We start from the raw sequence: 24,508 nt of genomic DNA, 5'->3' as shown, positions 1-24,508 counted from the left end.
GAGAAACTGGTCCGATCCGCTCTTGTTTGATTTCCTTCGCTTTTTACTCCACTTTTCTCTCCTGACAGGGTTGCCGCCAAAACCCTGCTAGCATGGGCCGGAATCACCCATCGGACTCTCGACCTGGACGCCCTTAGAGTGACAGCTGCATGAAGGAAAAGATCTCGCTTGCCATGGCACGGCGCATCGCGCTCGCCGCTCAAGGATTTCTCGATCCGCGCCCAAATGGCACACCTGACCGCCGCCACCTCGCCCGCGTGCTCTCCCGCACCGGCCTGCTGCAGATCGATTCCGTCAGCGCGGTAGTGCGCGCTCACTATATGCCGCTCTATTCGCGGCTTGGCCCCTACCCGCTCGCCTTACTCGACAATGCCGCGGTGACCCGCAAGCGCACGGTGTTCGAATACTGGGCGCACGAGGCCTCCTTCCTGCCGGTCGAAACCTACCCGCTGATGCGCTGGCGCATGCAGCGCGCCGAGCAAGGCGACGAGATGTATCTGGGCCTGGCCAAATGGGGCCGCGAGCACGCCGCCTATATAGAAGAGATTTATCGCGCGGTCGCCGAGCGCGGCCCGATCGCCGCCTCCGCGCTCGAAGGCCAGAAGGGTTCGGGCGGCTGGTGGGGCTGGAGCCATGCCAAACATGCCTTCGAATGGCTGTTCTGGGCCGGGCGCATCACCACGGCGCACCGCCGCGGCTTCGAGCGCTTCTATGATTTGCCCGAGCGCGTCCTGCCGCAGGCGATCCTCGATCTGCCGGTGCCCGCCCCGGAGGACGCGCATCGCGAATTGCTGCGCATTTCCGCCCGCGCCCACGGCATCGCGACATCAGGCGATTTGCGCGACTATTTCCGCTTGTCGCCGGCCGACATGAAGGGCCGGTTGGAGGAACTGGTCGAGTTGGGCGAGCTCGTGCCGGTGCGAGTCGAAGGCTGGGACAAGCCGGCTTACCTTCACAAGGACGCGCGCCTGCCCCGGAAAATCGAGGCGCGCGCCTTGCTGGCGCCGTTCGACCCGGTGGTGTTCGAACGATCGCGCTCGGAGCGGCTGTTCGATTTCCACTACCGCATCGAGATCTACACGCCAGCTGAGAAGCGCCAATACGGCTATTACGTCCTGCCGTTCCTGTTCGGCGACCGGATCGTCGCGCGCGTCGACCTCAAGGCAGACCGGCCAGCCAGCGTCCTGCGCGTCCATGCCGCCTACCCTGAGCCCAACGCACCGCCTGAAACCGCTGCGCAGCTCTTTGAGGAACTGAAGCAGATGCAGGGCTGGCTCGGCCTTGAACGCATGGAAGTGACGCCGGCCGGCGATCTGGGCCCGGCGCTGGCCGACATCGCCGTGTCGTAGCCGCGCGTTGACACCGCTGCCTGCAAAAGCCTAAATCCGGTTCAGACGGTCCCTTGCCCGCAACGGCAGGGGCTAAGAGGGAATGCGGTGCGGGATGAAAATCTCAAATCCGCGGCTGTCCCCGCAACTGTAAGCGAAGAGCCAAGGCCGAAAGCCACTGGGAGTTTCCCGGGAAGGCGGCACCCAAGGCGATGACCCGCGAGCCAGGAGACCTGCCGTCTGCGACAGAAGAATCCGATCGCCCGGCGGGTTTCCGGGCAAGGAGCCCGGCTTTTTGGACCAGAACAGCAGTTTTTCGGCTGGCACAGCGGATATCTCGTCCGCCGACAGCGAAGCCTTGGCCGGCATCACGGTCATCGTCTGCGCCTCCTGTCGCGACGAGACCGGCTCCGACGCCCATCCCCGCGCCGGCGAACTGTTGGCCGAGGACACGCGCCGTGCAGCGTCTGACGACCATATCCGAGTGCGCACGGTCGAGTGCCTTGGCAATTGCAAGCGCCGGCTGAGCGCGGCGATCCTGCGCGACGGCTGCTGGAGCTATGTGTTCGGCGACCTGACCGCGGCCAGCGGCGCCGACCTCGTCACCGGCGCCAAACTCTTCGCCACCTCGACCGACGGCCTCATCCCCTGGCGTGGCCGGCCCGATTCCCTCAAGCGCGGCCTCGTTGCCCGCATTCCACCTCTCGACCTGTTGAAGGATTGATCATGAGCGCTTCCGTCTCCCGTGTCCCCTGCACCGTCGTCACCGGCTTCCTTGGCGCCGGCAAGACGACGCTGGTCCGCCATCTCCTGGAAAACGCCGGCGGCAAGCGCATCGCGATCATCGTCAACGAGTTCGGCGACATCGGCATCGACGGCGAAATCCTGAAAGGCTGCGGCATCGACACCTGCCCCGAGGAAAACATCGTCGAGCTGGCCAATGGCTGCATCTGCTGCACAGTGGCCGACGATTTCGTGCCGGCGCTCGACCAGATCCTGTCGCTCAACCCCAAGGTCGACCATATCCTGATCGAAACCTCGGGCCTCGCTCTGCCCAAGCCGCTGGTCCAGGCGTTCCAGTGGCCGACAGTGAAGAGCCGCGTGACCGTCGACGGAGTCATCGCCGTGGTCGATGGCCCGGCGCTGGCCGAAGGTCGTGTCGCCAACGATATGGACGCGCTGCAGGCGCAGAGGACTGCTGACGACAGCCTCGACCATGACGACCCGGTCGAGGAAGTGTTCGAGGACCAGATCGCCTGCGCCGATCTGATCATCCTGTCGAAAAGCGACCTGATGGACGCCGCCGGCTCGGCCCGCGCCAACGCCATCATTGGCGAGCACTCCGCCCGCGCCGTGAGGATCGTGCCGACGTCGCATGGCAAGGTCGATCCTTCCGTACTGCTCGGACTCGGTCTCGCGGTCGAGGACGACATCGAAAACCGCAAGTCGCATCATGACGGCGCCTTCGACCACGAGCATGACGACTTCGACACCTTCATCGTCGACATTGCCTCGGTCGCCAATCCGGACGAACTGGCAAAGCGCGTCGCCACCGCCGCCGAACAGGAAAACGTGCTGCGCGTGAAAGGCTTCGTCGAGGTCGGCGGCAAGCCGATGCGGCTCCTGCTGCAGGCTGTCGGCCCACGCGTCAATCATTACTATGACCGCGCCTGGACCGCCGAGGACGACCGCCGCTCGCGCCTGGTCGTCATCGGCCTCAAGGGGCTGAACCGCCCGGCAATCGAGCGTATACTCGCCGGCTGATTTTTAGACACGGGCCGCGATGCATATCCTCACCACGACCTCCGCCTCGCTCGACGATCTCGCCGAGCCGGTCGATCTGCGGCAGACGCCGGCGGATATCGTGGCCTTGTCCTTCACCGACAGCGACCTCGCCGGCCTGGCGGCCGCGTGGAAGGCCGACGCCGGCCGGTTGCCCTCGATGAGGCTGGCCGCTCTGCGCGACCTGCGCCATCCCATGTCCGTCGACCTCTGGATCGACAGCGTCGCCCGCCACGCCAAGATCATCCTGGTGCGCATCCTCGGCGGCTACGACTGGTGGCGCTATGGCTGCGACCAGTTGGCCTCGATCGCCCGCGAACGCGGCATAAAACTGGCGCTGCTTCCCGGTGAAAGCCACGACGAGGATATCAGGCTGATCGAAGCCTCGACGCTGCCGCGCCAGGAATTGGACACGCTGCTCAGCTATTTCCGCGAGGGCGGGCCGGCCAATTTGGGCGCGCTGGTGCTGCGGCTGGCGGGGTTGGTTGGACAGGACGCGGCCGTTGTTGAGCCGGTGGCGGTGCCAAAGGCCGGCTACTACGAGCCAGGCCGCGGCGTTGTCCCCCTCCCCCTCGAGCGAGAGGGAAAGGTCGTACCCATTCTCTTCTACCGCTCGATGCTGCTGGCCGCCGATGTCGCGCCGATCGACGCCCTTTTTGAAGCGCTGCGGCAGCGCGGCATGGCGCCTGTCCCCATCTTCGTATCCAGCCTGAAAGACCCGGCGTCCCTAGCCTTCGTCGAAACAGCCCACGCTACGCTCAAACCCGCCGCCATCATCACCGCGACCGCTTTCGCCTCCGGCGCCGAACCGGGCGTTGAAACCCTGTTCGACCGCGCTGGCGTTCCCGTCTTCCAGGTCATCGTCGCCACCACCCGCCGCGACGTCTGGGAAAACAACCAGCGCGGCCTGGCCCCCGCCGACCTCGCCATGCATGTCGTGCTGCCCGAACTGGACGGCCGCATCCTTGCCGGCGCCATTTCCTTCAAGGGCGAAAGCGATGTCGATCCGGCACTTGGCCATCGTGCCTTCGCCAACCGGCCGGAACCGGATCGCGTGGCGCAGGTGGCGGAGCGTGTGGTCGCCTTCATCAAGCTGCAGGAGACGCCCCGTGCCGCGCGCAAGCTGGCTATCCTGATCCCGGATTACCCGAGTGCGCCTGGCAGGACTGGCTATGCGGTCGGCCTGGATGTCCCGTCGAGCGTGCTGGCCATGCTGCATGACCTGAAGGAGCAGGGTTATGTGGTTGGGGGGATTCCGCAAACGGCGCGTGGGTTGCTGGAGATGCTGGATGCGGGCGGTCAGGGGTTGGGGCTGGATGACTATTTAGACTTATCGAAAGAGGTGCCCGCTGAGGCTATGACTGCCGTTGAGGCGGCGTGGGGGAAAGCAGAAGAGACAGGTTTGCGCGAGGCCCCCCTCTCTGTCCTGCCGGACATCTCCCCCTCAAGGGGGGAGATCATGCCGTTGTCACCGCCCTCGCCAGTAGCGACCGTTGCAGAGGGAGATCCGGCGCCCGAACTGCCAATCTCCCCCCTTGAGGGGGGTGAGGAGTGGTCCGCGCAGCGGACGGAAAGCCAATTGCTTGGCTTTCCGAGCGACGAACGCCCGGAGCGACAGCGAAGGGCCGGGTCCGGCAGGACAGAGGGGGGTGTTCAAGCGCCGACCTCGCCGCACTTCCCCTTCCGCGCCGCGACCTTCGGCAACATCACCGTGGCGCTGGCTCCCGATCGCGGCCGCTCCGCCGATCGCCGCGCCGACTACCACGACCCGACCCTCCCGCCGCGCCACGCCCTGATCGCCTTCGGCCTGTGGCTGCGCAAATTGCTCGGCGTCCACGCCCTGATCCATGTCGGCGCGCACGGCACGCTGGAATGGCTGCCCGGCAAGACGGTTGCGCTGTCGCAAACCTGCTTTCCCGAGATCGTCACCGGCGCACTGCCCGTCATCTACCCCTTCATCGTCTCCAACCCCGGCGAGGCGGCACAGGCCAAGCGGCGCATTGCCGCCGTCACCCTTGGCCATCTGCCGCCGCCGCTCACCGGTGCGGGACTGGACGAAGACCAGCACAAACTCGAGCGCCTGGTCGACGAATACGCCCAGGCCGACGGCCTCGACCGCCGCCGCCGTGACCGCCTGGCAAAACTGATCGTCGACACCGCCCAAAAAACCGGCCTCGCCGCCGAGGCCGGCGTCGCCAGGACCGATGCGCCCGACGAGGCGCTGCGCCGCATCGACGCCTGGCTCTGCGACCTCAAGGATTTCGCCATCAAGGACGGGCTGCACATCTATGGCCGCGCGCCCGAGGACGAACCCGACGCCATGCGTCGCCAAAGTGCCGAGGCTGAAAAGGCCGCGCTGCTTGCCGCGCTCGATGGCCGTCACGTCAAGGCCGGCCCGGCCGGCGCGCCGGCGCGCGGACGCTCCGATGTCCTGCCCACCGGGCGTAATTTGTTCACATCAGACCCGCGCACCATGCCGACGCCGACCGCCTACGATCTGGGCAAGGCGGCGGCGGAAGAAGTGGTGCGCGGCTATCTGCAGTCGCATGGCGACTGGCCGCGTTCGCTGGTCATCGATCTCTGGGGCTCGGCCTCGCTGCGCACCGGCGGCGAGGAGATCGCGCAAGGCTTGGCGCTGATGGGCTGCCGGCCGCAATGGGACGCCGCCACCGGCCGCATCACCGGCATCGAGGTGCTGCCGCCGGCGACGCTCGGCCGCCCGCGCGTCGACGTCACCTGGCGCATATCGGGCCTGTTCCGCGACATGTTCCCGACCCAGATCGCGCTGATCGACGCCGCCGCCAATGCCGTTGCCGCTCGCGATGAAGACGATTCGGAAAACCCGCTCGCCGCCCGGACCCGAGCGGATGGCAAGATCAGCCCGCGCATCTTCGGCACCTCGCCCGGCACTTACGGCGCCGGCGTCGAGGATCTTTTGTCCAGTGGCGACTGGGCGGCGCGCGAAGAAATCGGCCGGGCCTATCTCGACGCCACTTCGCACGCCTATGGCGGTGCCGGCGGCGAAGGCATCTCGGCGCCCGGCGCGTTCGAAACCCGCATCGCCGAGGCCGATCTTCTCGTCCACACCGGCGACGATCCCGGCCGCGACATCCTCGAAGGCTCCGCCGACGTCGCCTTCATCGGCGGTTTTTCGGCCGCGCTTGCAGCACTTGGCCGGAATGCCGACGTCATCGTGCTCGACACGACAGACCCGCAAAAGCCAAAGCCACGCTCGATCGGTGAGGCCGTATCGCGGGTGGTGCGCGCCCGCGCCGTCAATGCCCGCTTCATTTCAGGCCAGATGCGGCACGGCCCGCGCGGCGCCTCGGAATTCGCTGAGACCGTCGACCGGCTGGTTGGCTTCGCCGAAACCACCCATGCCATTTCAGGCGCACTGATCGAGGCCGTGCACGACGCCTATGTCGGCGACGCGGAAGTTCGCGCCTTCATCCTGCGAGAGAATCCGGCGGCGGCCAAGGTCATCGCCGAGCGCTTCCTGTCGGCGCGCCGGCGTGGCCTGTGGCATCCCTTGCGCAATTCCATCGACGACGATCTCGCCGCGCTGATTGCCGAGGCCGAGGCGCTGGGAGTGGCGGCATGAACGCCTTCTCGCGCCGCGGCGCCTGCCCGGCCTTGTCGGCACCGATGCAGACCGGCGACGGGCTGTTGGTGCGGCTCAATCCGATCTCGGGAGGATTGTCGCCCAAGCTTCTGATCGGACTGGCCGAATCCGCCTTGCGGCATGGCAACGGCATCATGGAGGTAACCGCGCGTGGCAGCTTACAGATACGTGGGCTGACAGCGGAGAGCGCCGCACTGCTGGCGGCGGAAGTCGATGCGCTGGGCATTGCGGTGCGGACTGGCGTGCCGGTGGAGACAGGGCCGCTCGCGGGCATCGACCCGCAAGAGATCGCCGGTGCGCGGCCGCTGGCTGAGCGGATCAGGGTGGCGCTCGAGGACGCCGGACTGACGCTAAGGCTGGGGCCGAAGGTGTCAGTGGTTGTCGACGGTGGCGGGCAACTGACGCTGGATGCCGTGACGGCCGATGTGCGGCTGAAGGCGGTGCAGAGCGATGCCGGGGTTCGGTGGCAGGTGTCTGTTGCGGGTGATGGGCAGAGCGCAAGATCGCTGGTCGCGGCGGAAGCCGACGCCGCGCGCGATGTTGCCATCGCAGTGCTGAGGATGGTGGCCGAGAAAGGCCGTGAGGCTCACGCAAGGGATTTGTCCGAGAGGCAGTTGGTGTCTCTGTCGGGCTGGCTATGCTCGACAGGTTTGCGCGAGGCCCCCCTCTCTGTCCTGCCGGACATCTCCCCCTCAAGGGGGGAGATCGGCAGCCCGGCCGCCAGCTCTCTTCTAACAACGTTGGAGATTGGCGAAAGCCGAGAAGACAGCGTGATCTCCCCCCCTGAGGGGGAGATGTCCGGCAGGACAGAGGGGGGGGCCTCGCGCAAACCTATTGGCCTTTTCCCTTTAGCCTATGAAACTTTCGCGCTCGGCATCGGCCTCCCCTACGGCAGCATGCCAGCCGACAAACTCATCGCCCTCGCGCAAAGCGCCCTCGCCCTCGGCACCACCGAAATCCGCCTCGCCCCGGGCCGCGCCCTGCTCTTCCTCGGCCAACCATCCGCCGCCAACCAGTCTCTCCAGCACACCGCCGCCGCCCTCGGCTTCGTCACCGCCCCCACCGATCCGCGCACCCGCATCGCCGCCTGCCCCGGCGCGCCGGCCTGCGCTTCCGGCCGCATTGCGACGCGCAACATCGCCGAGACCATCGCCGCCGAAAACGCCGATATTCTCGACTTCACCCTGCACATTTCCGGCTGCGCCAAGGGCTGCGCGCATCCCGGTCCGGCGGCGCTCACAATCGTCGGCGGCGAAAATGGAGCCGGACTTGTCGTGAACGCGACGGCAAAGGCCCTTCCTGCCGGCTACAGGCCGGGCTATGACGCCGCGCGCGGCTTCAGTCGCGTCGCAGCAGTGATCCGCAGCGCACGATTTCAGGGCGAGACCGCCGCCGCTTGCCTGATAAGGCTCGGGCCGGCGGCAATCGCCGAGACTTACCAACAGGCGCAAACTGAAAAACGGAAATGACCATGGCCGCCTACGACTACATCCACGACGGCACGGCGATCTACGAGCGCTCCTTCGCCATCATCCGCGCCGAGGCGGACCTGTCTCGCTTCTCCGAAGCCGAGGCCGATGTAGCCATCCGCATGATCCATGCCTGCGGCCAGGTCGAAGCATCGAGCCATTTCGTTTTTTCGCCCGACTTCGTCGCCGCCGCGCGCAAGGCCCTTGCCGCCGGCGCGCCGATCTTCTGCGATGCGGAGATGGTCTCGCATGGCGTCACCCGCGCCCGGCTGCCGGCCGGCAACGAGGTGATCTGCACGCTGCGCGACCCGCGCACGCACGACATTGCCAAGGCGATCGGCAACACCCGCTCGGCGGCCGCCATAGACCTGTGGGGCGAGCGCATGGCCGGTTCGGTCGTCGCCATCGGCAATGCGCCGACGGCACTGTTCTATCTCCTGGAGAAGCTGCGCGACGGCGCGCCGAAGCCGGCGGCCATCATCGGCATGCCGGTCGGCTTCGTCGGCGCGGCCGAATCCAAGGATGCGCTGGCCGAGAATTCCTATGGCGTGCCCTATGCCATCGTGCGCGGCAGGCTTGGCGGCAGCGCCATGACCGCAGCCGCGCTCAATTCGCTGGCGAGGCCGGGCCTGTGAACGCGCTCCCCAAAGGAAGGCTTGTCGGCGTCGGCACGGGTCCCGGCGACCCCGAACTATTGACGCTGAAGGCCGCGCGTGCCTTGGCCCAGGCGGATGTCGTCGCCTATTTCGCCAAGCGCGGCAACAACAGCAATGCGCGCGCCATCGTCGAAGCGCGCTTCCGGCCGGACATGCTGGAACTGCCACTGCTCTATCCTGTCACAACCGAGATCGACAAGGATCACGACGACTATCGCTCGCAAATCACCGGTTTCTACGAGGAGTCGGCCGAGAAGGTCGCCGAACAGCTCGAGGCGGGCAGGATGGTTGCCGTGCTGTCCGAGGGCGACCCGCTGTTCTACGGCTCCTACATGCATCTGCATGTGCGGCTTGCCCATCGTTTCCCAACGGAAGTCATTCCCGGCGTCACCGCAATGTCCGGCTGCTGGTCGCAAACCGGCGTGCCGATCGTCCAGGGCGATGACGTGCTGACCGTGCTGCCCGGCACGATGAGCGAATTCGAGCTGACGCGGAGGCTGGCCGACACCGATGCCGCCGTCATCATGAAGGTCGGCCGCAACCTGCCCAAGATCAGGCGGGCGCTGGAAGCCACCGGCAAGCTGACGCGCGCCGTCTATGTCGAGCGCGGCACCATGGCCGGCAGCGTCTCGATGAAGCTCGCCGACAAGCAGGACGACAAGGCGCCCTACTTTGCCATCATATTGGTCGCCGGCTGGTCCGGCCGGCCCGGCGCGCTGGGAGTGCAGGCATGAGCGGCCGCCTTACCGTTATCGGCCTCGGGCCCGGCAATGCCGATCAGGTCACCCCTGAAGCCCGCCGCGCCGTGGCCGAGGCAAGATTCTTCTATGGCTACAAGCCCTATCTCGACCGGCTGGAACTGCGCCCGGACCAGACCCGCGTTGCCTCCGACAATCGCGAGGAACTCGCCCGCTCCAAGGATGCCTTGATCAAGGCCGCCGAGGGCCATGACGTTGCCGTGGTTTCGGGTGGCGATCCCGGCGTGTTCGCCATGGCCGCCGCCGTCTGCGAGGCGATCGAGGCCGGGCCGGCCGAATGGCGCGCTGTCGACGTGGCGGTCGTGCCTGGCATCACCGCAATGCTCGCCGTTGCCGCCCGTATCGGCGCCCCGCTCGGCCATGATTTCTGCGCCATCTCGCTGTCCGACAATCTGAAGCCCTGGGATCTGATCGAGCTGCGCCTCCTGGCGGCCGCCGGCGCCGGCTTCGTCATTGCGCTCTACAATCCGATCAGCAAGGCGCGCCCCTGGCAGCTTGGCCGCGCCTTCGAGTGCCTGACCGCGATCCTGCCCGGCACCACGCCTGTCATTTTCGGCCGCGCCGCCGGCCGGCCGGACGAACGCATCGAGGTTTACCTGCTCGCCGATGTCGACGCGCGGAAGGCCGACATGGCGACCTGCATCATCATCGGTTCGCCGGAAACCCGGATCATCAAGCGCGGCGACAGGCCGGCGCTGGTCTACACGCCGCGTTCGGCAGCGGGCTCGACAAAATGACCGACCATGGCGGCGAGCTCATCGACGGTTTCAGCCGAAGGCACCTCCGGCAGATCAGGCCTGCGCACCATGACCACCTCGATGCCGAGCGCCCGCGCGGCGGCAATCTTGCCGTAGGTGGCAGCGCCGCCGCTGTTCTTGGACACGACGACGTCGATGCGATGGTTTTCGAGCAGCGCGCGTTCTTCCGCCTCGCCAAACGGCCCGCGCGCCAGCAGATAGCTCGCATCCGGCACGGCCAGCTTCGGCTCGACCGGATCGACGCTACGGATGAGATAGTGGTGCTGCGGTGCGGCTTCGAAGGCAGCAACCTCTTGCCGGCCAAGCGCCAGGAAGATGCGGCGCGGCACCTGACCAAGCGCCCGCACGGCATCACCAACCGCATCGACTTCAGTCCAGCGATCGCCCTCGATCAGTTCCCAGCCGGGACGGCGCAAGGCGAGGATCGGCACGCCGGTCAGCCGCGCCGCTTGCGCGGCATTGGCGGAGATTCGCGCGGCATAGGGATGCGTGGCGTCGATCAGCAGGTCCGTGCCCGTCTCCCCGAGATAGGCGGCCAGGCCCTCGGCGCCACCAAAGCCTCCGCTTCGCACGGGCACGCCTTGCGCGACGGGGCTTTCGGTGCGGCCGGCCAGAGACAGCGTGACCAAGGCGCGTACCGCCAGCTTGCCGGCCAGTTGCCGGGCTTCCGTGGTGCCGCCGAGGATCAGAATGCGGTGGGTCATCATGCCTGCTGAAAGTTCGCGCGGCGCCAGGCCGAAATGGCTGACGGTGATCGGCATCGGCGAGGACGGTTTAGCGGGTCTCGGCGACGAGGCCAAGCAGCGGATTGCCAAGGCCGAATTCATCTTCGGCGGCAAGCGGCACCTGGCGCTGGTCGCGTCCTTCGCCAAGGGCGAGCCACGTCCCTGGCCGGTGCCTTTCGATGCAGGGATGGCTGATGTGCTGGCCCTTGCCGGCAGGAACGTCTGCGTGCTCGCCTCCGGCGATCCGCTCTTCCACGGCGTCGGCGCTACCCTCGCCCGCAAGGTCGAGCCGCAGGAGATGCATGTCATCCCGGCGCCGTCGGCCGTTTCGCTGGCAGCCGCTCGACTGGGCTGGGCGTTGCAGGATATTGAGACTGTCTCGCTGCATGGCCGTCCGCTCGACCTGATCCGGCCGCTGCTGCAGCCCAATGCACGCATCCTGGCGCTGACGTCGGATGCCGAAGCGCCGGCGGCGATTGCCCGCCTGCTCACCGAACTCGATTTCGGCGCCTCGCGGCTGACGGTTCTGGAAGCGTTGGGCGGTCCAAAAGAGAGCCAGCGGACCGCCCGCGCCGATGCCTTCGACCTCGAAAACATCAATCCGCTCAACGTGCTGGCCATCGAAATTGATTCGAATCCGCAGGCCCGCATCCTGCCGCTCACGGTTGGCCTGCCCGATCATCTGTTCGACCATGACGGCCAGATCACCAAACGCGAAATCCGCGCTATCACCCTGTCGTCGCTGGCGCCGAGGCGCGGCGAATTGCTGTGGGATATCGGCGCCGGCTCCGGCTCCATCGGCATCGAATGGATGCTCGCCCACCCCCAGATGCGCGCCATTGCCATCGAGGCCGACCCGAGCCGCGCCGCCCGTATCCACCGCAATGCCGCCGCCTGTGGCGTTCCCGGCCTCGTCGTGGTCGAAGGCAGCGCCCCCAAGGCGCTGGCCAGGCTGGACACGCCGGATGCGATCTTCATCGGCGGTGGCGGCAGCGACACCGGCGTTTTGAACGCCGCCATCAAGGCGCTGCGCCCCGGCGGCCGGCTCGTCGCCAATGCGGTGACGCTGGAGATGGAGGCCCTGCTTCTCGCGCAGCACCTGAAACTGGGCGGCGATCTTACCCGGATAAACATTTCGCGCGCCTCGCCCGTCGGCTCGATGCAGGCCTGGCGGCCGGCCATGCCGGTCACCCAATGGAGCTGGGTGAAGCCATGATGGTCGCGGGCATCGGCAGCCGCAAAGGCGTGAGCGTTGAAGACGTGCTTGCCGCGATTGAAACCGCGCTCGAAGCACATGGGCTGGCGATGACGGCGCTTTCGGCACTGGCCACAGCAGCGCTCAAGAAGGATGAAGACGCGATCGCCGCTGCTGGCGGCGCACTGAACCTTCCGGTCATCGTCGTCGATGACGCTGCGCTTCAAGCCGCCTCGCCAGGCACGCTCAGCCATTCCAGCCTCTCGCAGGAGTTGGCCGGCACGCCCTCGGTTTCCGAAGCGTCAGCCCTTGCCGTTGCCGGCGCCGGCGCAAAACTGCTGGGCCCTCGCACCGTGCTTGGCCCGGTCACCTGCGCCATCGCCATCAGCGGAGACGCGCCATGACCGTCCATTTCATCGGCGCCGGTCCGGGTGCCGCCGACCTCATCACGCTGCGCGGCGCAAAACTCCTGGCAAGCTGTCCGGTCTGCCTGCATGCCGGCTCGATCGTCGCCCCCGAATTGCTGCAGCATTGCGCGCCAGGCACGAAACTGATCGACACCGCGCCGATGTCGCTCGACGAGATCGAGGCGGCCTATGTCGAGGCCCACAAGGCAGGCCACGATGTGGCCCGCCTGCATTCCGGCGACCTGTCGGTGTGGAGTGCCGTTGCCGAGCAGATTCGCCGGCTGGACAAGCACGGCATCCCTTACACGCTGACGCCGGGCGTGCCTTCCTTTGCCGCCGCGGCGGCCGCACTGCGCCGCGAACTGACCATTCCGGAAGTCGCGCAGAGCCTGGTGCTGACCCGCGTCTCCGGCCGCGCGTCAAAAATGCCACCCGGCGAAACGCTGGCCGGCTTCGGCCGCACCGGCGCCACGCTCGCCATTCATCTTGCCATCCACGCCATTGATCGCGTCGTCGCCGAATTGACGCCGTATTATGGCGGCGATTGCCCGGTGGCGATCGTCTTCCGCGCCTCCTGGCCGGACGAGCGGGTGCTGACCGGTACGCTGGAAACGATCGAGGCGAAGCTTGCCGCCGATCCGATGGAGCGCACGGCGATCATCTTCGTCGGCCGCTCGCTGGCGGCGGAAGGTTTTGGCGAAAGTTCATTGTACGACGCCCACTATCAGCGGCGTTTTCGCGGACGGGACGGATTGTGAGCGGCAGCACCAAAACCAAGGGCGAAAACGCCACGCTCGAACAGGCGCTCGCGCGGCTGAATTTCAAGCCGCGCCCGCTGGAGCCGGGCCATGTCTGGCTGGCCGGCGCCGGCCCCGGCGACCCCGGCTGCCTGACGCTGGAAGTGCTGGCGGCGTTGGCGGAGGCGAACGCGCTGGTCTATGATGCGCTGGTTTCACCGGATGTCGTGGCGGTTGCTGCAAGCGCCGAGCTTTTCTTCGCCGGCAAGCGCGGCGGAAAACCCTCGATGAAGCAGGACGACATCACCGCTCTGCTGGTCCGGCTGGCGCGTGAGGGCCGTCGTGTCGTCAGGCTGAAAGGCGGCGATCCCTATATTTTCGGCCGCGGCGGCGAAGAGGCTTTGGCGTTAGCGCGCGAAAACATCCCGTTCCGCGTGCTGCCCGGCCTGACCTCGGGCTTAAGCGCTCTAGCCGCCACTGGCATCCCCGCCACTATGCGCGGCATCAACAAGGCGGTGATCCTGGCGACCGGCCACGCCGCCGGCACCGATGACGACATTGACTGGGCGGCAATCGCCCGCACCGGCCAGCCTGTCGTCGTCTATATGGGCATGGCCAATCTGCCGCTGATCGCAGCCGCATTGCTTGACGGTGGGCTGGCGCCATCGACGCCGGCGGCGGTGATCGTCGCCGCGACGACGCCGCAGGAACGAATTGTCGTCGCTACGCTTGCCACCATCGCCGAGGAAGCTGCAGCCGCAGGTCTTGCCTCGCCGGCGCTGATCGTCGTCGGCGGCATCGTCGCCATGCGCGCGGCACTGGCGGGGCAGGCATGACCGCCCGCGCCATCATCATCGGCGCGCCGCGCTCCGGTTCGGGCAAGACCAGCGTCACCATCGGCATCTTGCGCGCGCTCACCCGGCGCGGCCTGAAAGTGCGCGGCGCCAAATCCGGCCCCGACTATATCGACCCTGGTTTCCACACCGCCGCCACCGGCCTGTCCGGCGTCAATCTCGACAGCTGGGCGATGCCGCCGTCGCTGCTCAATGCGCTGGCGGCGCAACAGGCCGACGACACCGATTTCGTCATCCTCGAAAGCGCCATGGGCCTGTTCGACGGCATTCCGGCCGCACCGGGGCGAACCGGCTCGGCCGCCGACCTCGCCCGGCTCTACGGCCTCCCCGTGCTCCTGGTGCTCGACGTGTCCGGCCAATCGACCACGGCGGCCGCCGTCGCCAAAGGGTTTGCCACCTACGATCCCGATGTCCGCATGGCCGGCGTCGTGCTCAACCGGCTGGGCAGTGAGCGCCATCGCAAGCTGTCCGGCGACGCCATCGAGGCGATCGGCCTGCCCGTCGTCGGCGCTATTTTACGCGACCCTACCCTGAACCTGCCTGAGCGCCATCTCGGCCTCGTCCAGGCCGGCGAGTATGATGATCTGATGGCGCATCTCGACCGGCTGGCCGACATGGCGGAGAAATCGCTCGACCTCGATGCGATCATAGCGCTGGCGACGCCCCTCACCCCGGCAATTGGCGGTTTCGCCGACGCCCTGCAGCCACCGGGCCAGCGCATCGCGCTAGCCGAGGATGCCGCCTTTACCTTCCTTTACCCGCATGTCGCCGCCTATTGGCGCAAGGCCGGCGCGGAAATCGTCCCGTTCTCGCCGCTCGCTGATGGGGCGCCCGACGACAGCTGCGACGTCTGCTGGCTGCCCGGCGGCTATCCCGAGCTCCACGCCGGCAAGCTTGCCGCTGCCGAGACCTTCAAAGCCGGGATGGCAAGGTTTGCCGAGACGAAGCCGATCCACGGCGAGTGCGGTGGTTTCATGGTGCTCGGTGAAGCACTGGAGGATGCCTCCGGCGAGACGCATCCCATGCTCGGCCTGCTCGGCCATGCCACCAGTTTTGCAAAGCGAAAGATGAATCTCGGCTATCGCGAGGCGCGGCTGCGCGCCGATTGCCCGCTGGGCTCCGTGGGCGCGCTGATCCGCGGCCACGAATTCCACTATGCGCAGATGACGGCCACGGGCAATGACGAGCCGCTGGCCGACCTCGCCGATGGCCAGGGCAATCCGATCGGCGCCTCGGGCTACCGGCGCGGTCCTGTCAGCGGCACCTTCTTCCATGCGATAGCGAGGGCCAGCGCATGAAGCTCCCGAATTTGACCCTTTCGCCCCGGCAAATCCTCGACGATATCGCGCTTTGCCTGGTCTTCTTCACCCGCCTGCCCCTGCCCGACCTCGACTTTCGCGGCCGCGGCCTCGCCGCCGCGATTTGGGCCGCGCCGGTCGCCGGCCTCGTCGTCGGCCTGATCGGCGCCATCGTCTTTGCCACGGCGGAACGATTCGGCCTTGCCATGGGACCAGCGGCGGCACTTGCCCTCGTGGCAACCGTGATCACCACCGGCTGCCTGCATGAGGATGGGCTGTCCGATGTCGCCGACGGCTTTGGCGGCGGCAAGTCGCGCGGCCGCAAACTCGACATCATGCGCGACAGCCGCATCGGCGCCTATGGCGCCATGGCGCTGGCCCTGTCGCTGCTGATCCGCTGGAACGTGCTTTCGGAACTGGTGGATCCCACACAGGCGCTCTTTGCCCTTGTTGCCGCGCATGCGGCCTCGCGCGGCGTGCTGGGCGCCTTCATGCACCTGTTGCCGCCGGCGCGCTCGGACGGCCTCTCGGCCGGCGCCGGCACCGTCTCGCTGGAAACCGCCATTGCCGGCGCCGTGCTTGGCGCGATTCCGCTTCTCCTGCTCGGGGTCGGCGGCGCCGTCGCCGCGCTGATCCTGCTCGGCCTGTTCTTTGCCGCTTTCCATGCCCTTTGCCTCAACCAGATCGGCGGCCAGACCGGCGACACGATCGGCGCCTTGCAGCAGGTCAGCGAAATCGCGGTGCTGCTCGTCGCTTCCGTCGCGCTTTCCTGATCCCTTTTGACCTGATTCCCTTCCGGAGACCTTGCCCCCATGCCCTTCAAATCCCTCGATGAATTGCGTGCCGCCTGCCTCGATCTGCCCGCCGGCAGCGATACCGCCGCAAAGGCCGTTGCCAGCCGCCAGGACACGCTGACCAAGCCGCAAGGCAGCCTCGGCCGGTTGGAGACCATCGCCGCTTGGCTGGCGCGCTGGCAGGGCCGCGACATGCCGAAGCTCGACCGCGTGAAAGTCTTCGTCTTCGCTGGCAACCATGGCGTCACCGCGCAAGGTGTTTCGGCCTTTCCTTCCGAAGTCACCGTGCAGATGGTGGCGAACTTCGCCGGCGGCGGCGCCGCCATCAACCAGCTCGCCCGCATCGCCGGCGCCGAACTCGATGTCATCCCGCTCGATCTCGACCATCCCACCGGCGATTTCACGCAGGTGCCCGCGATGGACGAGAAGGCCTTCCTCGCCGCGGTTTCGGCAGGCTATGACGCCGTGACTGATGACCTCGACCTGGTCTGCTTCGGCGAAATGGGCATCGGCAACACAACGCCGGCCGCAGCCATTTCAGCGGCGCTGTTCGGCGGTGGCGCGGAAAAATGGACGGGGCGCGGCACCGGCGTCGACGATGCCGGCCTGAAGCGCAAGGTAGTCGCCATCGAAGCAGGCCTCAAGCGCCATGCCGCCGCCCTCGCCGATCCGTTGGGCATTGCCGCCGCACTCGGCGGCCGCGAACTCGCCGCCATCTTCGGCGCCACGCTGGCCGCCCGCCATCTCGGCATACCCGTGCTTCTCGACGGCTTCGTCTGCACCGCCGCCGCGGCCCCACTGGCCAGGCTGCACCCGACCGGCCTCGCTCACACCATCGCGGCCCATGTCTCCGCCGAATCGGGCCACCGTGGCCTGCTCGAAGCCCTCGGCCTGCCGCCTTTGCTCGATCTCGGTATGCGGCTTGGCGAAGGCTCCGGCGCTTGCCTCGCTGTCAATATCGTCCGCTCGGCGCTGGAGTGCCATGCAAGGATGGCCAGCTTTGCCGAGGCTGGTGTGTCGGACAAATAGGTTCGCGACGCCCGGATCACACCCGATGAATGAGCCCTCGCAGATTTTCGGAGATCCCAAACAGGGGCTTCGCGATGCTCTTGCTCGGATTATCCGGGATTTCGACAGCAAGAGCGGAGCTTTTGCCGGGCTGAAGTACAATTCGCCGTGGATACTGGCAACGCAGGATTGGGCGGAACGCTCGGGCCATACGGTCGAAGAACTGCGAGAGATGATTTCTCAATGGCGGATTTCGATCAGATTCGACCAACCGGATCCGAAAACCGTCCAGACTTTTGAAGATCTCCGCAACGCTGCGGAAGAGTGGCGAGCTGAAACCGGCTACAGTGATCCGCCTACCCATCTAACTCATGAAATGACAAAATTCCCCAATCGCAAGGAACTGAAAGCCCATACCCTTAAGACATGGAGCGCTCTGGGGTTGGCAAGACAATGGCATGACTATGATGCCAGAGACCTCAGTTTTGGCGGAGCTTTTGAAGACAGATTTGGTCACAATGTTTCGGTCACCATGACCTTCAAGCTTGGGTATGGCGGGCCGGTTTGGCTGTATTTTCGCTTTCCCTATTTCGAGCTTGGCGAGCCCACGTCTTTTGAACTCCTTATGCTCTCGGGTTGGGGAATAAATCGGGCGCTTAAGTTGCCGGAAGCTCCCGAGTTGCAATGGACGGTCGGCAAAAGCAAGACGGACTTTGGAGCTGTCGACGGCGTCATCGCCCTAACCCAGGCGATTCTCACTTATCTGCGACCAACTGTGCAATAGCAGTCGAACGGTACTGCCACCGGACGGCAGCGAAACATCCCGCTTTCAGGGTCTTTCCACCAAGTCTTTGAAGAATTTGGTGGGTGCGCACAGGATTGAACTGTGGACCCGCTGATTAAGAGTCAGCACGTCTACAATAAAGCCGGCGAAACCTCGCTAAATCCCGCTTGCCGTAACACCCTGTTTTAGCATACAGATTAGCTGATGTTAGCCGCTCGTTAGCCACGGTCACCGCTTCGAGTTGTTAGCCCATCGTTAGCCGAAGGGGCAATCTGATGCGCAGGAAGACACTTTCCGATGCTGGCGTCGCCGACCTGAAAGCGAGGTCCGCGCGCTACACATTTCCCGATCCTGAACTCCGCGGCCATTACGTGCGCGTCATGCCTTCGGGTGCAAAATCCTTCGTTGCTGTGTCGCGAGACCCGAACGGCAAGCAGGTGTGGGCAACCATCGGCGCCGCCGACATGATGGGCGTAGAAAAGGCCAGGGAAGACGCCAGAGAGGCAATCAAGCGCATCCGCGCAGGCCTTCCCGCAATAGAGAAGAAGGTCGCTGCAGACACCTTCAGGACGGTCGCCGAGAACTACCTAAAGCGCCATGTTGCGGCGAAGGGCTTGCTCTCCGAAAGAGAGATTAAGCGGTGCCTCGATGTGTATGTCTTTCCGAAGTGGGAGAGCCGCGAGTTCACCAGCATTCGGCGCGGCGATGTAGCTGCCTTGCTCGATGAGATCGAGGACGGCCACGGCGCCCGGCAAGCGGATGCGGTGCTGGCGATCGTCCGCGGCATCTGCAATTGGTTTGCTGCGCGCGACGACAGCTACCTCTCGCCGATTGTGAGAGGCATGCGCAGAGCTACGCCGACGAAGCGCGAACGCGTTTTGACCGATGAAGAGATTCGCGCCATCTGGCAGCAAGCCAGTAAGGCCGGCACCTTCGGCGATATCCTTAAGATCGCCCTCACCACTGCACAACGCCGGGAGAAGATCCTGACGATGAGATGGGACGATATATCGATCGATGGCGTCTGGCATGTCCCGAGCGATGAGAGGGAGAAAGGCACCGGCGGCGAACTGAAGCTTCCGGCTCTAGCTCTTGACGTCGTGAAGGCTCGGAGCCGCATCGGCGAAAACCCCTACGTGTTTGCCGGCCGCACCAAGAAGGGCTTTTTCAACGGTGTGTCCAAATCGAAGGCCGCATTAGACGCATCAATGGCGCCACCCGCCGATGCTGCTGCCAACGACACAGGCGACGACAAGGCAGCAGAGAAAGAGGGTTGGACCATACACGACCTGCGGCGCACGGCGCGCTCGCTGATGGCCCGCGCTGGCGTCGCCAGTGACACGGCCGAGCGCGTCATGGGCCACGCCATCGACGGCGTGGAAGGCGTCTACAATCGTCACAAGTACCAGGACGAGAAAGCGAACGCTCTGGCCTCACTCAACGCCCTGTTGAAGAGGATCCTCAACCCGCCGGCCAAGAACGTTGTGCCCATGAAGCGGAGGGCGCGGAAATGACCCCTCAACAATTCTACGATGAGGAGTTGGGCGTTCATCGGCGTCAGTGGGAAGAACACCGCATCTTCCCTGCCCTTTTCGAGACTGTCGCAAAATGCGGTTTGTGGGGAATCCCAATCCCCGGTTGGGCGCAAGAGCCTGTGCTCGAAGCGATCCGTTATGTCTACGACAACGAGCCGGATCCCGATGGAGCCGAAGGCGGCGGCTATGCCAGCCATAGAGGCCGGACGGCTATGGATTTTGCTCACTACCTACGGTGGATTGCCGTCAAAAACCAACTCGATATTAGGAACCTGACCTCGCTGCCGGCGAGCAAGGGGCGGCCGAAAAAGGATGCTGCCAATATGACAAAGGCAGCGATCCTTGCCAATGCTGCCGCCATGTTGAGGCGTAATGATGAGCGGAGTTCCCTTTCTCGGGTGCGCCAGGTCGAGTCTCTGGAAGAGAGTTATGTGATGGTTGAAGCATCTCGGAGCGCGGGTGAAACGCGCTTTCTCTTTGAAAGGCTCGTCACCTTCGGAAATCCCTGACCAACTCGACCAGTCTTCCCTTTTTTAATCCCGCTAAGACCCGCGTATCTACCGTGCCTCAACGTAACAACGGCGAGGCACCGATGAGAAAGCTTAAGCGGTTCAACGACCTGAAAGCCGACAAGGTTGTTGGCAACTGGCCGCAGTTGAAGAGGCTGGTCGAGAAGCACAACTTTCCACCTGGCAGAATGCTCGGCGACAACACGCGCGTCTGGTTTGAAGACGAAGTCGACGAATGGCTCGAATCTCGTCCCCTCGCTGTCAAGCGCGCGCAAGCAAGCGGTGGCGCTGGTGGCGAAGCCTGAACGCAAACGCCTGCCTTGGGAGAAATATCTCGTCGACCTGACAAAGTTCGATTGGCTCACGGCCGTCTGTCTGTCGCACGACCATAAGCACGCTGCCTTGCAGTTGCGGTTGGCGATCGTTCTGATGCAGCACGCCGACCCGGAAACGATGGTTGCATGGCCCACTCAGGAGACCTTGGCAAAGTATGCCGGCGTCGCCGATGAAAGGCAGGCCCGACGGGCGATCAAGGCCCTGTGCGACTCTCATGCTATCTTACGATGCCGGATTTCCGAGCTCGACGAAGCGAGCCAGGAGAAGGTGACGCGGAACAAGCGCGGCGTGGCCTACACCCTCAGCCTGCCGTGGGCGTTCGCCGTCTTGGAAGCATCCAAGGACCCGCTTCCAGCCGAGCCAAAGCATTTGCGCGATGCCCGGCGAAATAGGACTACGGCAGTCCTATCGAACAGGACTACGGCAGTCCGGTATGAACAGGACTACGGTAGTCCGCCTTATACTAAGAGGAAACGTAGTGATCAGATAAAAGAGGCTCCGGACAGGAAGGACTTGGCGTCTACGCCTGCGCGCGAGTCTACCCCTTCCAACTCCTACTCCTCAGCATCGAGGGGTGGCTGAGGATGGAGCGTAACAGCCTCGCCGCCACCATGCGGGCCATATCCACGAACCCGGAGCGCTCGCCTCTCGACGCCAAGATCGACGTCGTTGAGACAGCCTGCCTCAAACGCGGGATCTTGGTGACGGCCGACGGCTATGTCCGCCAGGCCGATGCTGCTGCGCTGCTGGGTGTCTCGCCCTACACGCTTCGAAACCAGCGCCTGAACGGCGGCGCGACCATCGCTTCCCGGCCGAACGGGCGAATCATCGAGTACGCCATTGCCGGCATCGCTGCGGCACTTCTGGCCCGAGAAAAGTGATTTCAGCGTACCGCGTCGTACCGTGGTGAACTAGCCGACGCGGGCTTTCGGTGGGAGAATCATCAAATCAAATCAGGGAGATCGGGAACCGCATGCTTGCTCGCTTCAAACCCACCCAAGCCGAAGCATCGTACTTTTCGAGCGTGCTCAAGCTGCCCAAGCCGACCAAGGAATATCTTGCCGCCGAGCGGGATGCGCTCCAGGCGGCGGCCGACCTGCGCACCCTGAGCGGGCGCCGCGAAAAAATGAAGCACGAGGTCGGGATCGACAATCCGATCAAAAACCGCATTCCGACGGAAAACTTTCACGACGCGCTCGACAAGCTCGCCGTCGACATCGCGGCGGCACAGGTTCGCGAAAGCCAAGCGTCAAGCGAATTCACCAGGCTGAAGGCCGAATATCTGGACAGCGTTCGCGAAACCCTCGCCGACGATATTGAAGGCTTGGGCAACGCGATCACCGGACACCTGGATCAGGCGCAAGAGCTTCTCAACATCGCCGCTTCGCTTGGCGCCGAGGCACGCGAGCGCCACGTCGAAATGCCCGGCATCGTCAAAGATGCAGCGGCCGCCAAGCATCTGATCGAGTCCGTCGCCTTCAGCACAATTCGCAAAATGACAAAGGGGGCCGCCCGATGACTACACGCCAGGTTTCCCTGAACGGCCCGTTCGTGTCGTCGAAGGTCGTCCACAAGGTCAAGCTCGGCGCCGAAAGCAAGGCCGAGCGTCGCGCACGATGGAAGCGCGAAGATCTGCGCGGTATTCGCCGGCTTGAAGCCGTCGGCATGACGTCATCGACCTGCAAGGCGCTGGCGATGATGCGCCTGAATTATCACCGCAAGTATGGCGAATGGCCGTCGTGAGGAAGACCAAGCCCGTAGTCGGCGATCAGCGTCAATCGGCCTTGCATAAGGTCGACGTCGAAATCGAGCGCCTGGAGAAGGTGATCGGCGAGAAGGTCGCGGCCGTCGACGCGGATCGCAAAAAACACGCGCTCGATCAGGACGGCGATTTGCAGAAAAGGCTCGAAGCCGAGATACGAGTGCTGCGCGGTCGCGTCGACGCATTGCAGCAGAGGCGGTTCGCCGTCGAAATAGCGGACAACCCAGCGGATCCTAACGGTAAACCGGCGGCACTGGCGGCAGCTGGCAAGGCGCACCGTCCCTGGAAACTCGAGCCGGTGCAGGAACCGGAATACCCCGGCATCTTAAGGACCCCAGAAAATCAGAAGACCTTCGCCGACGCTTTCGGCCGTGTCGTCGCATGGGCCGTCTATCGAAAGCATCTCGGGTTCAAAGAAGCCGGTTGCCATCCGGACCAGAGCGTTGATCTCGAATTGGTGTCCATGATCGCAGCCCAAACTGACGCCGGCTACTACTGGCTTTCGCAGCGCGTCGAGGCTTTGGAGACGCGCGTCAGCGAACTCGAAGCCCGGTCGACAGTCACAACTGGCGCCAAGGCCCCGCCCATCACGCGGGCCGTCACTCGCGTCACGAAATTCGATGGCCAGGGCCGGATCGCCGAATTCGAAAAGGTTGAAGGAGAGGCGGAACAGATCGACCTACTAGCGCGCGTCGAGGCTTTGGAGGCTAGGCCTCAGCTCGAGTATCAGGGCACCTGGAAACCCGACCGGCAATACAAACAGGGCGCCTTGACCACGCACGACGGGTCAATGTGGCACGCGGAGATCGGCTCGAAGGGCGTAACGCCAGGCCATGGCGAAGGCTGTTGGCGGCTTTGCGTTAAGAAAGGCAGGGACGCGCGGTCATGAGCACGTTCACCAACGCGCCAAGCGGAGTCGAACAGATCGATGTCACCTTGTGCGAGGACATGCGCACAGTGGTGCTGCACGCCTACGACCGACACGACAAGTGCTGGATCCAATCATTCGACCCGCTGCCCATGCCTATCGAGGAGAAGAATCTCATCGAACAGGAATGGCGCGCAGCGGCGCAACTCGACGCTTGGCGGCCGGTGCCATGATGCCGGCGATCATCTCCGTCGAGGCCGTTCTTGCCGAAGATGACCCCCGCTGGGTCGTCATTATCGGCCATTGTGCCAACGTCGACGATGACGTGAGTCAATGGGTTGAGATGCCCATTGCGATCGACCCCGCGAACCTGCTTGCCGGCGAATGGGTCGAGGCAGCGCGCCCAGGTGAGTGGCAGGCGCTCTATGGCTAAGCTCTCGAATCTCAAGCCAGCGCTCGCCAGCATGCCGCCGCGCCTGAACGTGGCAGGCCCAGCCAATGAGCGCGAGCGATCAGCGTTCCGAAGCAAGACCGAGATCAGCATGCGATGGTACAACAGCGCGCGGTGGAAGAAGCTGCGCATGTCGGTGCTGATCCGCGACCGGTTCACTTGCCGCATGTGCAGGCGCGTCGAGCCTGACACCTCGAAGCTCGTGGCCGACCACGTCATCCCTCATCGCAATGACCCGGTGAAGTTCTGGGAAGGCAAGCTGCAGACGCTTTGCCGGACCTGCCACAGCACCGCCAAGCAGAAGGCTGAAAGCTCGATGCCAAAAGGGGTTTGGTATTGATGAACCGGAGGCGCCACGACCCCAGGGGGGGACCATTCGACCAAAAACGAGGCGATGGCCCAAGAGCCGCCGCACCGCCATTCGCAGGTTTTTTTTCCTGCTCGCGCGATTTCGGCCAAAACCGGCAAAATGACCCAAAAACTCAGCGGACGCTAACCCTTGCGCCACATGGCGTTGAGCCGCCTGCGACCGCTTCGCCGTTCCATTTTTTTCCATGGTTTTTTTACTCCATGGATGTCGAAACCCGAGTTTTTCCAGTCCATGGATGCGCAAACCGGAGCGCGGCAGCATGAGCAAGCCCGCAACCTACTGGACCGAGCGCGCGGAAGCGGCCGATGAGCAGCGCAAGCAGCAGCAGCTCGAGCTTGCGCGCAATCTGATCATCGCCGGCATAGAAGCGGCGTTCCTGATCACTGGATCCGGTATCCAGGCGCTTGAAGAAACTGAAACCGCAATGGGCGCCTTCCTGGCTGCTCATGGCGCGCAGTTCGCGGCCGAGGCCGAGGCAATCGAAACGAAAGGAAACTGTTAG

General features: G+C 64.9%; 29 protein-coding genes and 1 riboswitch. Of the genes, 28 read left to right on the top strand and 1 reads right to left on the bottom strand.

Annotation, left to right across the window (positions count from 1 at the left end):
• The first annotated feature begins 149 nt into the window (after positions 1 to 149).
• The 8 genes from JN279_RS19415 (at position 150) to JN279_RS19380 (ending at position 10,352) form a co-directional block, all read left to right on the top strand.
• The gene (locus tag JN279_RS19415) at positions 150 to 1,349 is read left to right on the top strand and encodes a winged helix-turn-helix domain-containing protein (RefSeq protein ID WP_096447182.1); all 1,200 of its coding nucleotides are present in this window, start codon (positions 150 to 152) and stop codon (positions 1,347 to 1,349) included.
• 29 nt (positions 1,350 to 1,378) lie between these two features.
• Positions 1,379 to 1,583, top strand: a riboswitch (cobalamin riboswitch).
• 40 nt (positions 1,584 to 1,623) lie between these two features.
• Complete coding sequence (locus tag JN279_RS19410) at positions 1,624 to 2,052, top strand: DUF1636 family protein (RefSeq protein ID WP_096447184.1); 429 nt, start codon at positions 1,624 to 1,626, stop codon at positions 2,050 to 2,052.
• Positions 2,053 to 2,054: 2 nt separating this feature from the next.
• Complete coding sequence (gene cobW / locus JN279_RS19405) at positions 2,055 to 3,092, top strand: cobalamin biosynthesis protein CobW (RefSeq protein WP_096447186.1); 1,038 nt, start codon at positions 2,055 to 2,057, stop codon at positions 3,090 to 3,092.
• Positions 3,093 to 3,111: 19 nt separating this feature from the next.
• Entirely contained in the window at positions 3,112 to 6,711 is a 3,600-nt protein-coding gene (locus tag JN279_RS19400; protein ID WP_202350001.1) for a cobaltochelatase subunit CobN, read from the top strand.
• Positions 6,708 to 8,201: a precorrin-3B synthase gene (gene cobG / locus JN279_RS19395; RefSeq protein ID WP_096447190.1), complete on the top strand. Its 1,494-nt coding sequence runs from the start codon at positions 6,708 to 6,710 to the stop codon at positions 8,199 to 8,201. The genes JN279_RS19400 and cobG overlap by 4 nt, the downstream gene beginning before the upstream one ends.
• Positions 8,202 to 8,203: 2 nt before the next feature.
• Positions 8,204 to 8,836, top strand: coding sequence for a precorrin-8X methylmutase (locus tag JN279_RS19390; RefSeq protein WP_096447192.1), 633 nt, complete (start codon positions 8,204 to 8,206; stop codon positions 8,834 to 8,836).
• The gene (locus JN279_RS19385; RefSeq protein ID WP_096447194.1) at positions 8,833 to 9,591 is read left to right on the top strand and encodes a precorrin-2 C(20)-methyltransferase; all 759 of its coding nucleotides are present in this window, start codon (positions 8,833 to 8,835) and stop codon (positions 9,589 to 9,591) included. Before JN279_RS19390 ends, JN279_RS19385 begins: the two co-directional genes overlap by 4 nt.
• A complete protein-coding gene (locus JN279_RS19380; protein WP_096447196.1) occupies positions 9,588 to 10,352 on the top strand; it encodes a precorrin-3B C(17)-methyltransferase in 765 nt (254 codons plus the stop codon). The genes JN279_RS19385 and JN279_RS19380 overlap by 4 nt, the downstream gene beginning before the upstream one ends.
• On the opposite strand, the gene JN279_RS19375 is transcribed toward JN279_RS19380, so the two are convergent.
• Complete coding sequence (locus JN279_RS19375) at positions 10,316 to 11,077, bottom strand: cobalt-precorrin-6A reductase (protein ID WP_096447198.1); 762 nt, start codon at positions 11,075 to 11,077, stop codon at positions 10,316 to 10,318. The genes JN279_RS19380 and JN279_RS19375 overlap by 37 nt on opposite strands.
• A 1-nt stretch (position 11,078) precedes the next feature.
• On the opposite strand from JN279_RS19375, the gene cbiE reads away from it, so the two are divergent.
• The 20 genes from cbiE to JN279_RS19275 all read left to right on the top strand — a co-directional run bounded on the left by cbiE (position 11,079) and on the right by JN279_RS19275 (position 24,508).
• Positions 11,079 to 12,314, top strand: coding sequence for a precorrin-6y C5,15-methyltransferase (decarboxylating) subunit CbiE (gene cbiE / locus JN279_RS19370; protein WP_096447200.1), 1,236 nt, complete (start codon positions 11,079 to 11,081; stop codon positions 12,312 to 12,314).
• Complete coding sequence (locus JN279_RS19365; protein ID WP_096457461.1) at positions 12,311 to 12,697, top strand: cobalamin biosynthesis protein; 387 nt, start codon at positions 12,311 to 12,313, stop codon at positions 12,695 to 12,697. The genes cbiE and JN279_RS19365 overlap by 4 nt, the downstream gene beginning before the upstream one ends.
• On the top strand, positions 12,694 to 13,458 hold the full coding sequence (cobM, locus tag JN279_RS19360; RefSeq protein ID WP_096447202.1) for a precorrin-4 C(11)-methyltransferase: 765 nt from the start codon (positions 12,694 to 12,696) through the stop codon (positions 13,456 to 13,458). The genes JN279_RS19365 and cobM overlap by 4 nt, the downstream gene beginning before the upstream one ends.
• Entirely contained in the window at positions 13,455 to 14,273 is an 819-nt protein-coding gene (gene cobA, locus JN279_RS19355; RefSeq protein WP_096447204.1) for a uroporphyrinogen-III C-methyltransferase, read from the top strand. Before cobM ends, cobA begins: the two co-directional genes overlap by 4 nt.
• Positions 14,270 to 15,589, top strand: coding sequence for a cobyrinate a,c-diamide synthase (locus JN279_RS19350; RefSeq protein ID WP_096447206.1), 1,320 nt, complete (start codon positions 14,270 to 14,272; stop codon positions 15,587 to 15,589). Before cobA ends, JN279_RS19350 begins: the two co-directional genes overlap by 4 nt.
• Positions 15,586 to 16,362: an adenosylcobinamide-GDP ribazoletransferase gene (gene cobS, locus JN279_RS19345; protein ID WP_096447208.1), complete on the top strand. Its 777-nt coding sequence runs from the start codon at positions 15,586 to 15,588 to the stop codon at positions 16,360 to 16,362. The genes JN279_RS19350 and cobS overlap by 4 nt, the downstream gene beginning before the upstream one ends.
• Before the next feature lie 39 nt (positions 16,363 to 16,401).
• Positions 16,402 to 17,412 carry a nicotinate-nucleotide--dimethylbenzimidazole phosphoribosyltransferase gene (gene cobT, locus JN279_RS19340; RefSeq protein WP_096447210.1) on the top strand — a complete coding sequence of 337 codons (1,011 nt, stop codon included), beginning with the start codon at positions 16,402 to 16,404 and terminating at the stop codon, positions 17,410 to 17,412.
• A 25-nt stretch (positions 17,413 to 17,437) separates the two neighbouring features.
• Positions 17,438 to 18,175 (top strand): hypothetical protein, encoded by a 738-nt coding sequence (locus JN279_RS19335; RefSeq protein WP_096447212.1) that lies wholly within the window; start codon positions 17,438 to 17,440, stop codon positions 18,173 to 18,175.
• A gap of 275 nt (positions 18,176 to 18,450) precedes the next feature.
• Positions 18,451 to 19,689, top strand: coding sequence for a tyrosine-type recombinase/integrase (locus JN279_RS19330; RefSeq protein WP_202350000.1), 1,239 nt, complete (start codon positions 18,451 to 18,453; stop codon positions 19,687 to 19,689).
• A complete protein-coding gene (locus JN279_RS19325) occupies positions 19,686 to 20,219 on the top strand; it encodes a hypothetical protein (protein WP_202349999.1) in 534 nt (177 codons plus the stop codon). The genes JN279_RS19330 and JN279_RS19325 overlap by 4 nt, the downstream gene beginning before the upstream one ends.
• An 83-nt stretch (positions 20,220 to 20,302) precedes the next feature.
• Positions 20,303 to 20,524: a helix-turn-helix transcriptional regulator gene (locus JN279_RS19320; protein ID WP_202349998.1), complete on the top strand. Its 222-nt coding sequence runs from the start codon at positions 20,303 to 20,305 to the stop codon at positions 20,522 to 20,524.
• Complete coding sequence (locus tag JN279_RS19315; protein ID WP_202349997.1) at positions 20,511 to 21,137, top strand: helix-turn-helix domain-containing protein; 627 nt, start codon at positions 20,511 to 20,513, stop codon at positions 21,135 to 21,137. Before JN279_RS19320 ends, JN279_RS19315 begins: the two co-directional genes overlap by 14 nt.
• 2 nt (positions 21,138 to 21,139) lie before the next feature.
• Positions 21,140 to 21,436 carry a hypothetical protein gene (locus JN279_RS19310; protein ID WP_202349996.1) on the top strand — a complete coding sequence of 99 codons (297 nt, stop codon included), beginning with the start codon at positions 21,140 to 21,142 and terminating at the stop codon, positions 21,434 to 21,436.
• Positions 21,437 to 21,528: 92 nt separating this feature from the next.
• A complete protein-coding gene (locus tag JN279_RS19305; protein WP_202349995.1) occupies positions 21,529 to 22,074 on the top strand; it encodes a hypothetical protein in 546 nt (181 codons plus the stop codon).
• Positions 22,071 to 22,298 (top strand): hypothetical protein, encoded by a 228-nt coding sequence (locus JN279_RS19300; RefSeq protein ID WP_202349994.1) that lies wholly within the window; start codon positions 22,071 to 22,073, stop codon positions 22,296 to 22,298. The genes JN279_RS19305 and JN279_RS19300 overlap by 4 nt, the downstream gene beginning before the upstream one ends.
• Positions 22,295 to 23,206, top strand: a complete 912-nt coding sequence (locus tag JN279_RS19295) for a hypothetical protein (RefSeq protein WP_202349993.1) — start codon at positions 22,295 to 22,297, stop codon at positions 23,204 to 23,206. The genes JN279_RS19300 and JN279_RS19295 overlap by 4 nt, the downstream gene beginning before the upstream one ends.
• Complete coding sequence (locus JN279_RS19290) at positions 23,203 to 23,418, top strand: hypothetical protein (protein ID WP_202349992.1); 216 nt, start codon at positions 23,203 to 23,205, stop codon at positions 23,416 to 23,418. The genes JN279_RS19295 and JN279_RS19290 overlap by 4 nt, the downstream gene beginning before the upstream one ends.
• Positions 23,415 to 23,618 carry a hypothetical protein gene (locus tag JN279_RS19285; RefSeq protein ID WP_202349991.1) on the top strand — a complete coding sequence of 68 codons (204 nt, stop codon included), beginning with the start codon at positions 23,415 to 23,417 and terminating at the stop codon, positions 23,616 to 23,618. The genes JN279_RS19290 and JN279_RS19285 overlap by 4 nt, the downstream gene beginning before the upstream one ends.
• On the top strand, positions 23,611 to 23,976 hold the full coding sequence (locus JN279_RS19280; RefSeq protein ID WP_202349990.1) for an HNH endonuclease: 366 nt from the start codon (positions 23,611 to 23,613) through the stop codon (positions 23,974 to 23,976). Before JN279_RS19285 ends, JN279_RS19280 begins: the two co-directional genes overlap by 8 nt.
• A 265-nt stretch (positions 23,977 to 24,241) precedes the next feature.
• Positions 24,242 to 24,508 carry a hypothetical protein gene (locus tag JN279_RS19275; RefSeq protein WP_202349989.1) on the top strand — a complete coding sequence of 89 codons (267 nt, stop codon included), beginning with the start codon at positions 24,242 to 24,244 and terminating at the stop codon, positions 24,506 to 24,508.

The sequence above is a fragment of the Mesorhizobium sp. 113-1-2 genome (genome assembly GCF_016756475.1).
In the GTDB taxonomy this organism is placed as follows: domain Bacteria; phylum Pseudomonadota; class Alphaproteobacteria; order Rhizobiales; family Rhizobiaceae; genus Mesorhizobium; species Mesorhizobium loti_C.
The sequence above is the reverse complement of the archived record's forward strand: the minus strand, read 5'-3'. Positions and strand labels throughout refer to the sequence as shown.

What these genes read in the sequence shown, in the direction of transcription:
- JN279_RS19400 (WP_202350001.1), top strand. Translation starts at nt 3,112, where the DNA reads ATGCATATCCTCACCACGACCTCCGCCTCGCTCGACGATCTCGCCGAG.
- JN279_RS19275 (WP_202349989.1), top strand. Translation starts at nt 24,242, where the DNA reads ATGCGCAAACCGGAGCGCGGCAGCATGAGCAAGCCCGCAACCTACTGG.
- cbiE (WP_096447200.1), top strand. Translation starts at nt 11,079, where the DNA reads ATGCCTGCTGAAAGTTCGCGCGGCGCCAGGCCGAAATGGCTGACGGTG.
- cobS (WP_096447208.1), top strand. Translation starts at nt 15,586, where the DNA reads ATGAAGCTCCCGAATTTGACCCTTTCGCCCCGGCAAATCCTCGACGAT.
- JN279_RS19300 (WP_202349994.1), top strand. Translation starts at nt 22,071, where the DNA reads ATGACTACACGCCAGGTTTCCCTGAACGGCCCGTTCGTGTCGTCGAAG.
- cobT (WP_096447210.1), top strand. Translation starts at nt 16,402, where the DNA reads ATGCCCTTCAAATCCCTCGATGAATTGCGTGCCGCCTGCCTCGATCTG.
- JN279_RS19390 (WP_096447192.1), top strand. Translation starts at nt 8,204, where the DNA reads ATGGCCGCCTACGACTACATCCACGACGGCACGGCGATCTACGAGCGC.
- JN279_RS19415 (WP_096447182.1), top strand. Translation starts at nt 150, where the DNA reads ATGAAGGAAAAGATCTCGCTTGCCATGGCACGGCGCATCGCGCTCGCC.
- JN279_RS19285 (WP_202349991.1), top strand. Translation starts at nt 23,415, where the DNA reads ATGATGCCGGCGATCATCTCCGTCGAGGCCGTTCTTGCCGAAGATGAC.
- JN279_RS19320 (WP_202349998.1), top strand. Translation starts at nt 20,303, where the DNA reads ATGAGAAAGCTTAAGCGGTTCAACGACCTGAAAGCCGACAAGGTTGTT.
- cobW (WP_096447186.1), top strand. Translation starts at nt 2,055, where the DNA reads ATGAGCGCTTCCGTCTCCCGTGTCCCCTGCACCGTCGTCACCGGCTTC.
- JN279_RS19325 (WP_202349999.1), top strand. Translation starts at nt 19,686, where the DNA reads ATGACCCCTCAACAATTCTACGATGAGGAGTTGGGCGTTCATCGGCGT.
- cobG (WP_096447190.1), top strand. Translation starts at nt 6,708, where the DNA reads ATGAACGCCTTCTCGCGCCGCGGCGCCTGCCCGGCCTTGTCGGCACCG.
- JN279_RS19290 (WP_202349992.1), top strand. Translation starts at nt 23,203, where the DNA reads ATGAGCACGTTCACCAACGCGCCAAGCGGAGTCGAACAGATCGATGTC.
- JN279_RS19280 (WP_202349990.1), top strand. Translation starts at nt 23,611, where the DNA reads ATGGCTAAGCTCTCGAATCTCAAGCCAGCGCTCGCCAGCATGCCGCCG.
- JN279_RS19335 (WP_096447212.1), top strand. Translation starts at nt 17,438, where the DNA reads ATGAATGAGCCCTCGCAGATTTTCGGAGATCCCAAACAGGGGCTTCGC.
- JN279_RS19380 (WP_096447196.1), top strand. Translation starts at nt 9,588, where the DNA reads ATGAGCGGCCGCCTTACCGTTATCGGCCTCGGGCCCGGCAATGCCGAT.
- JN279_RS19350 (WP_096447206.1), top strand. Translation starts at nt 14,270, where the DNA reads ATGACCGCCCGCGCCATCATCATCGGCGCGCCGCGCTCCGGTTCGGGC.
- JN279_RS19330 (WP_202350000.1), top strand. Translation starts at nt 18,451, where the DNA reads ATGCGCAGGAAGACACTTTCCGATGCTGGCGTCGCCGACCTGAAAGCG.
- JN279_RS19305 (WP_202349995.1), top strand. Translation starts at nt 21,529, where the DNA reads ATGCTTGCTCGCTTCAAACCCACCCAAGCCGAAGCATCGTACTTTTCG.
- JN279_RS19365 (WP_096457461.1), top strand. Translation starts at nt 12,311, where the DNA reads ATGATGGTCGCGGGCATCGGCAGCCGCAAAGGCGTGAGCGTTGAAGAC.
- JN279_RS19310 (WP_202349996.1), top strand. Translation starts at nt 21,140, where the DNA reads ATGGAGCGTAACAGCCTCGCCGCCACCATGCGGGCCATATCCACGAAC.
- JN279_RS19375 (WP_096447198.1), bottom strand. Translation starts at nt 11,077, where the DNA reads ATGACCCACCGCATTCTGATCCTCGGCGGCACCACGGAAGCCCGGCAA.
- cobM (WP_096447202.1), top strand. Translation starts at nt 12,694, where the DNA reads ATGACCGTCCATTTCATCGGCGCCGGTCCGGGTGCCGCCGACCTCATC.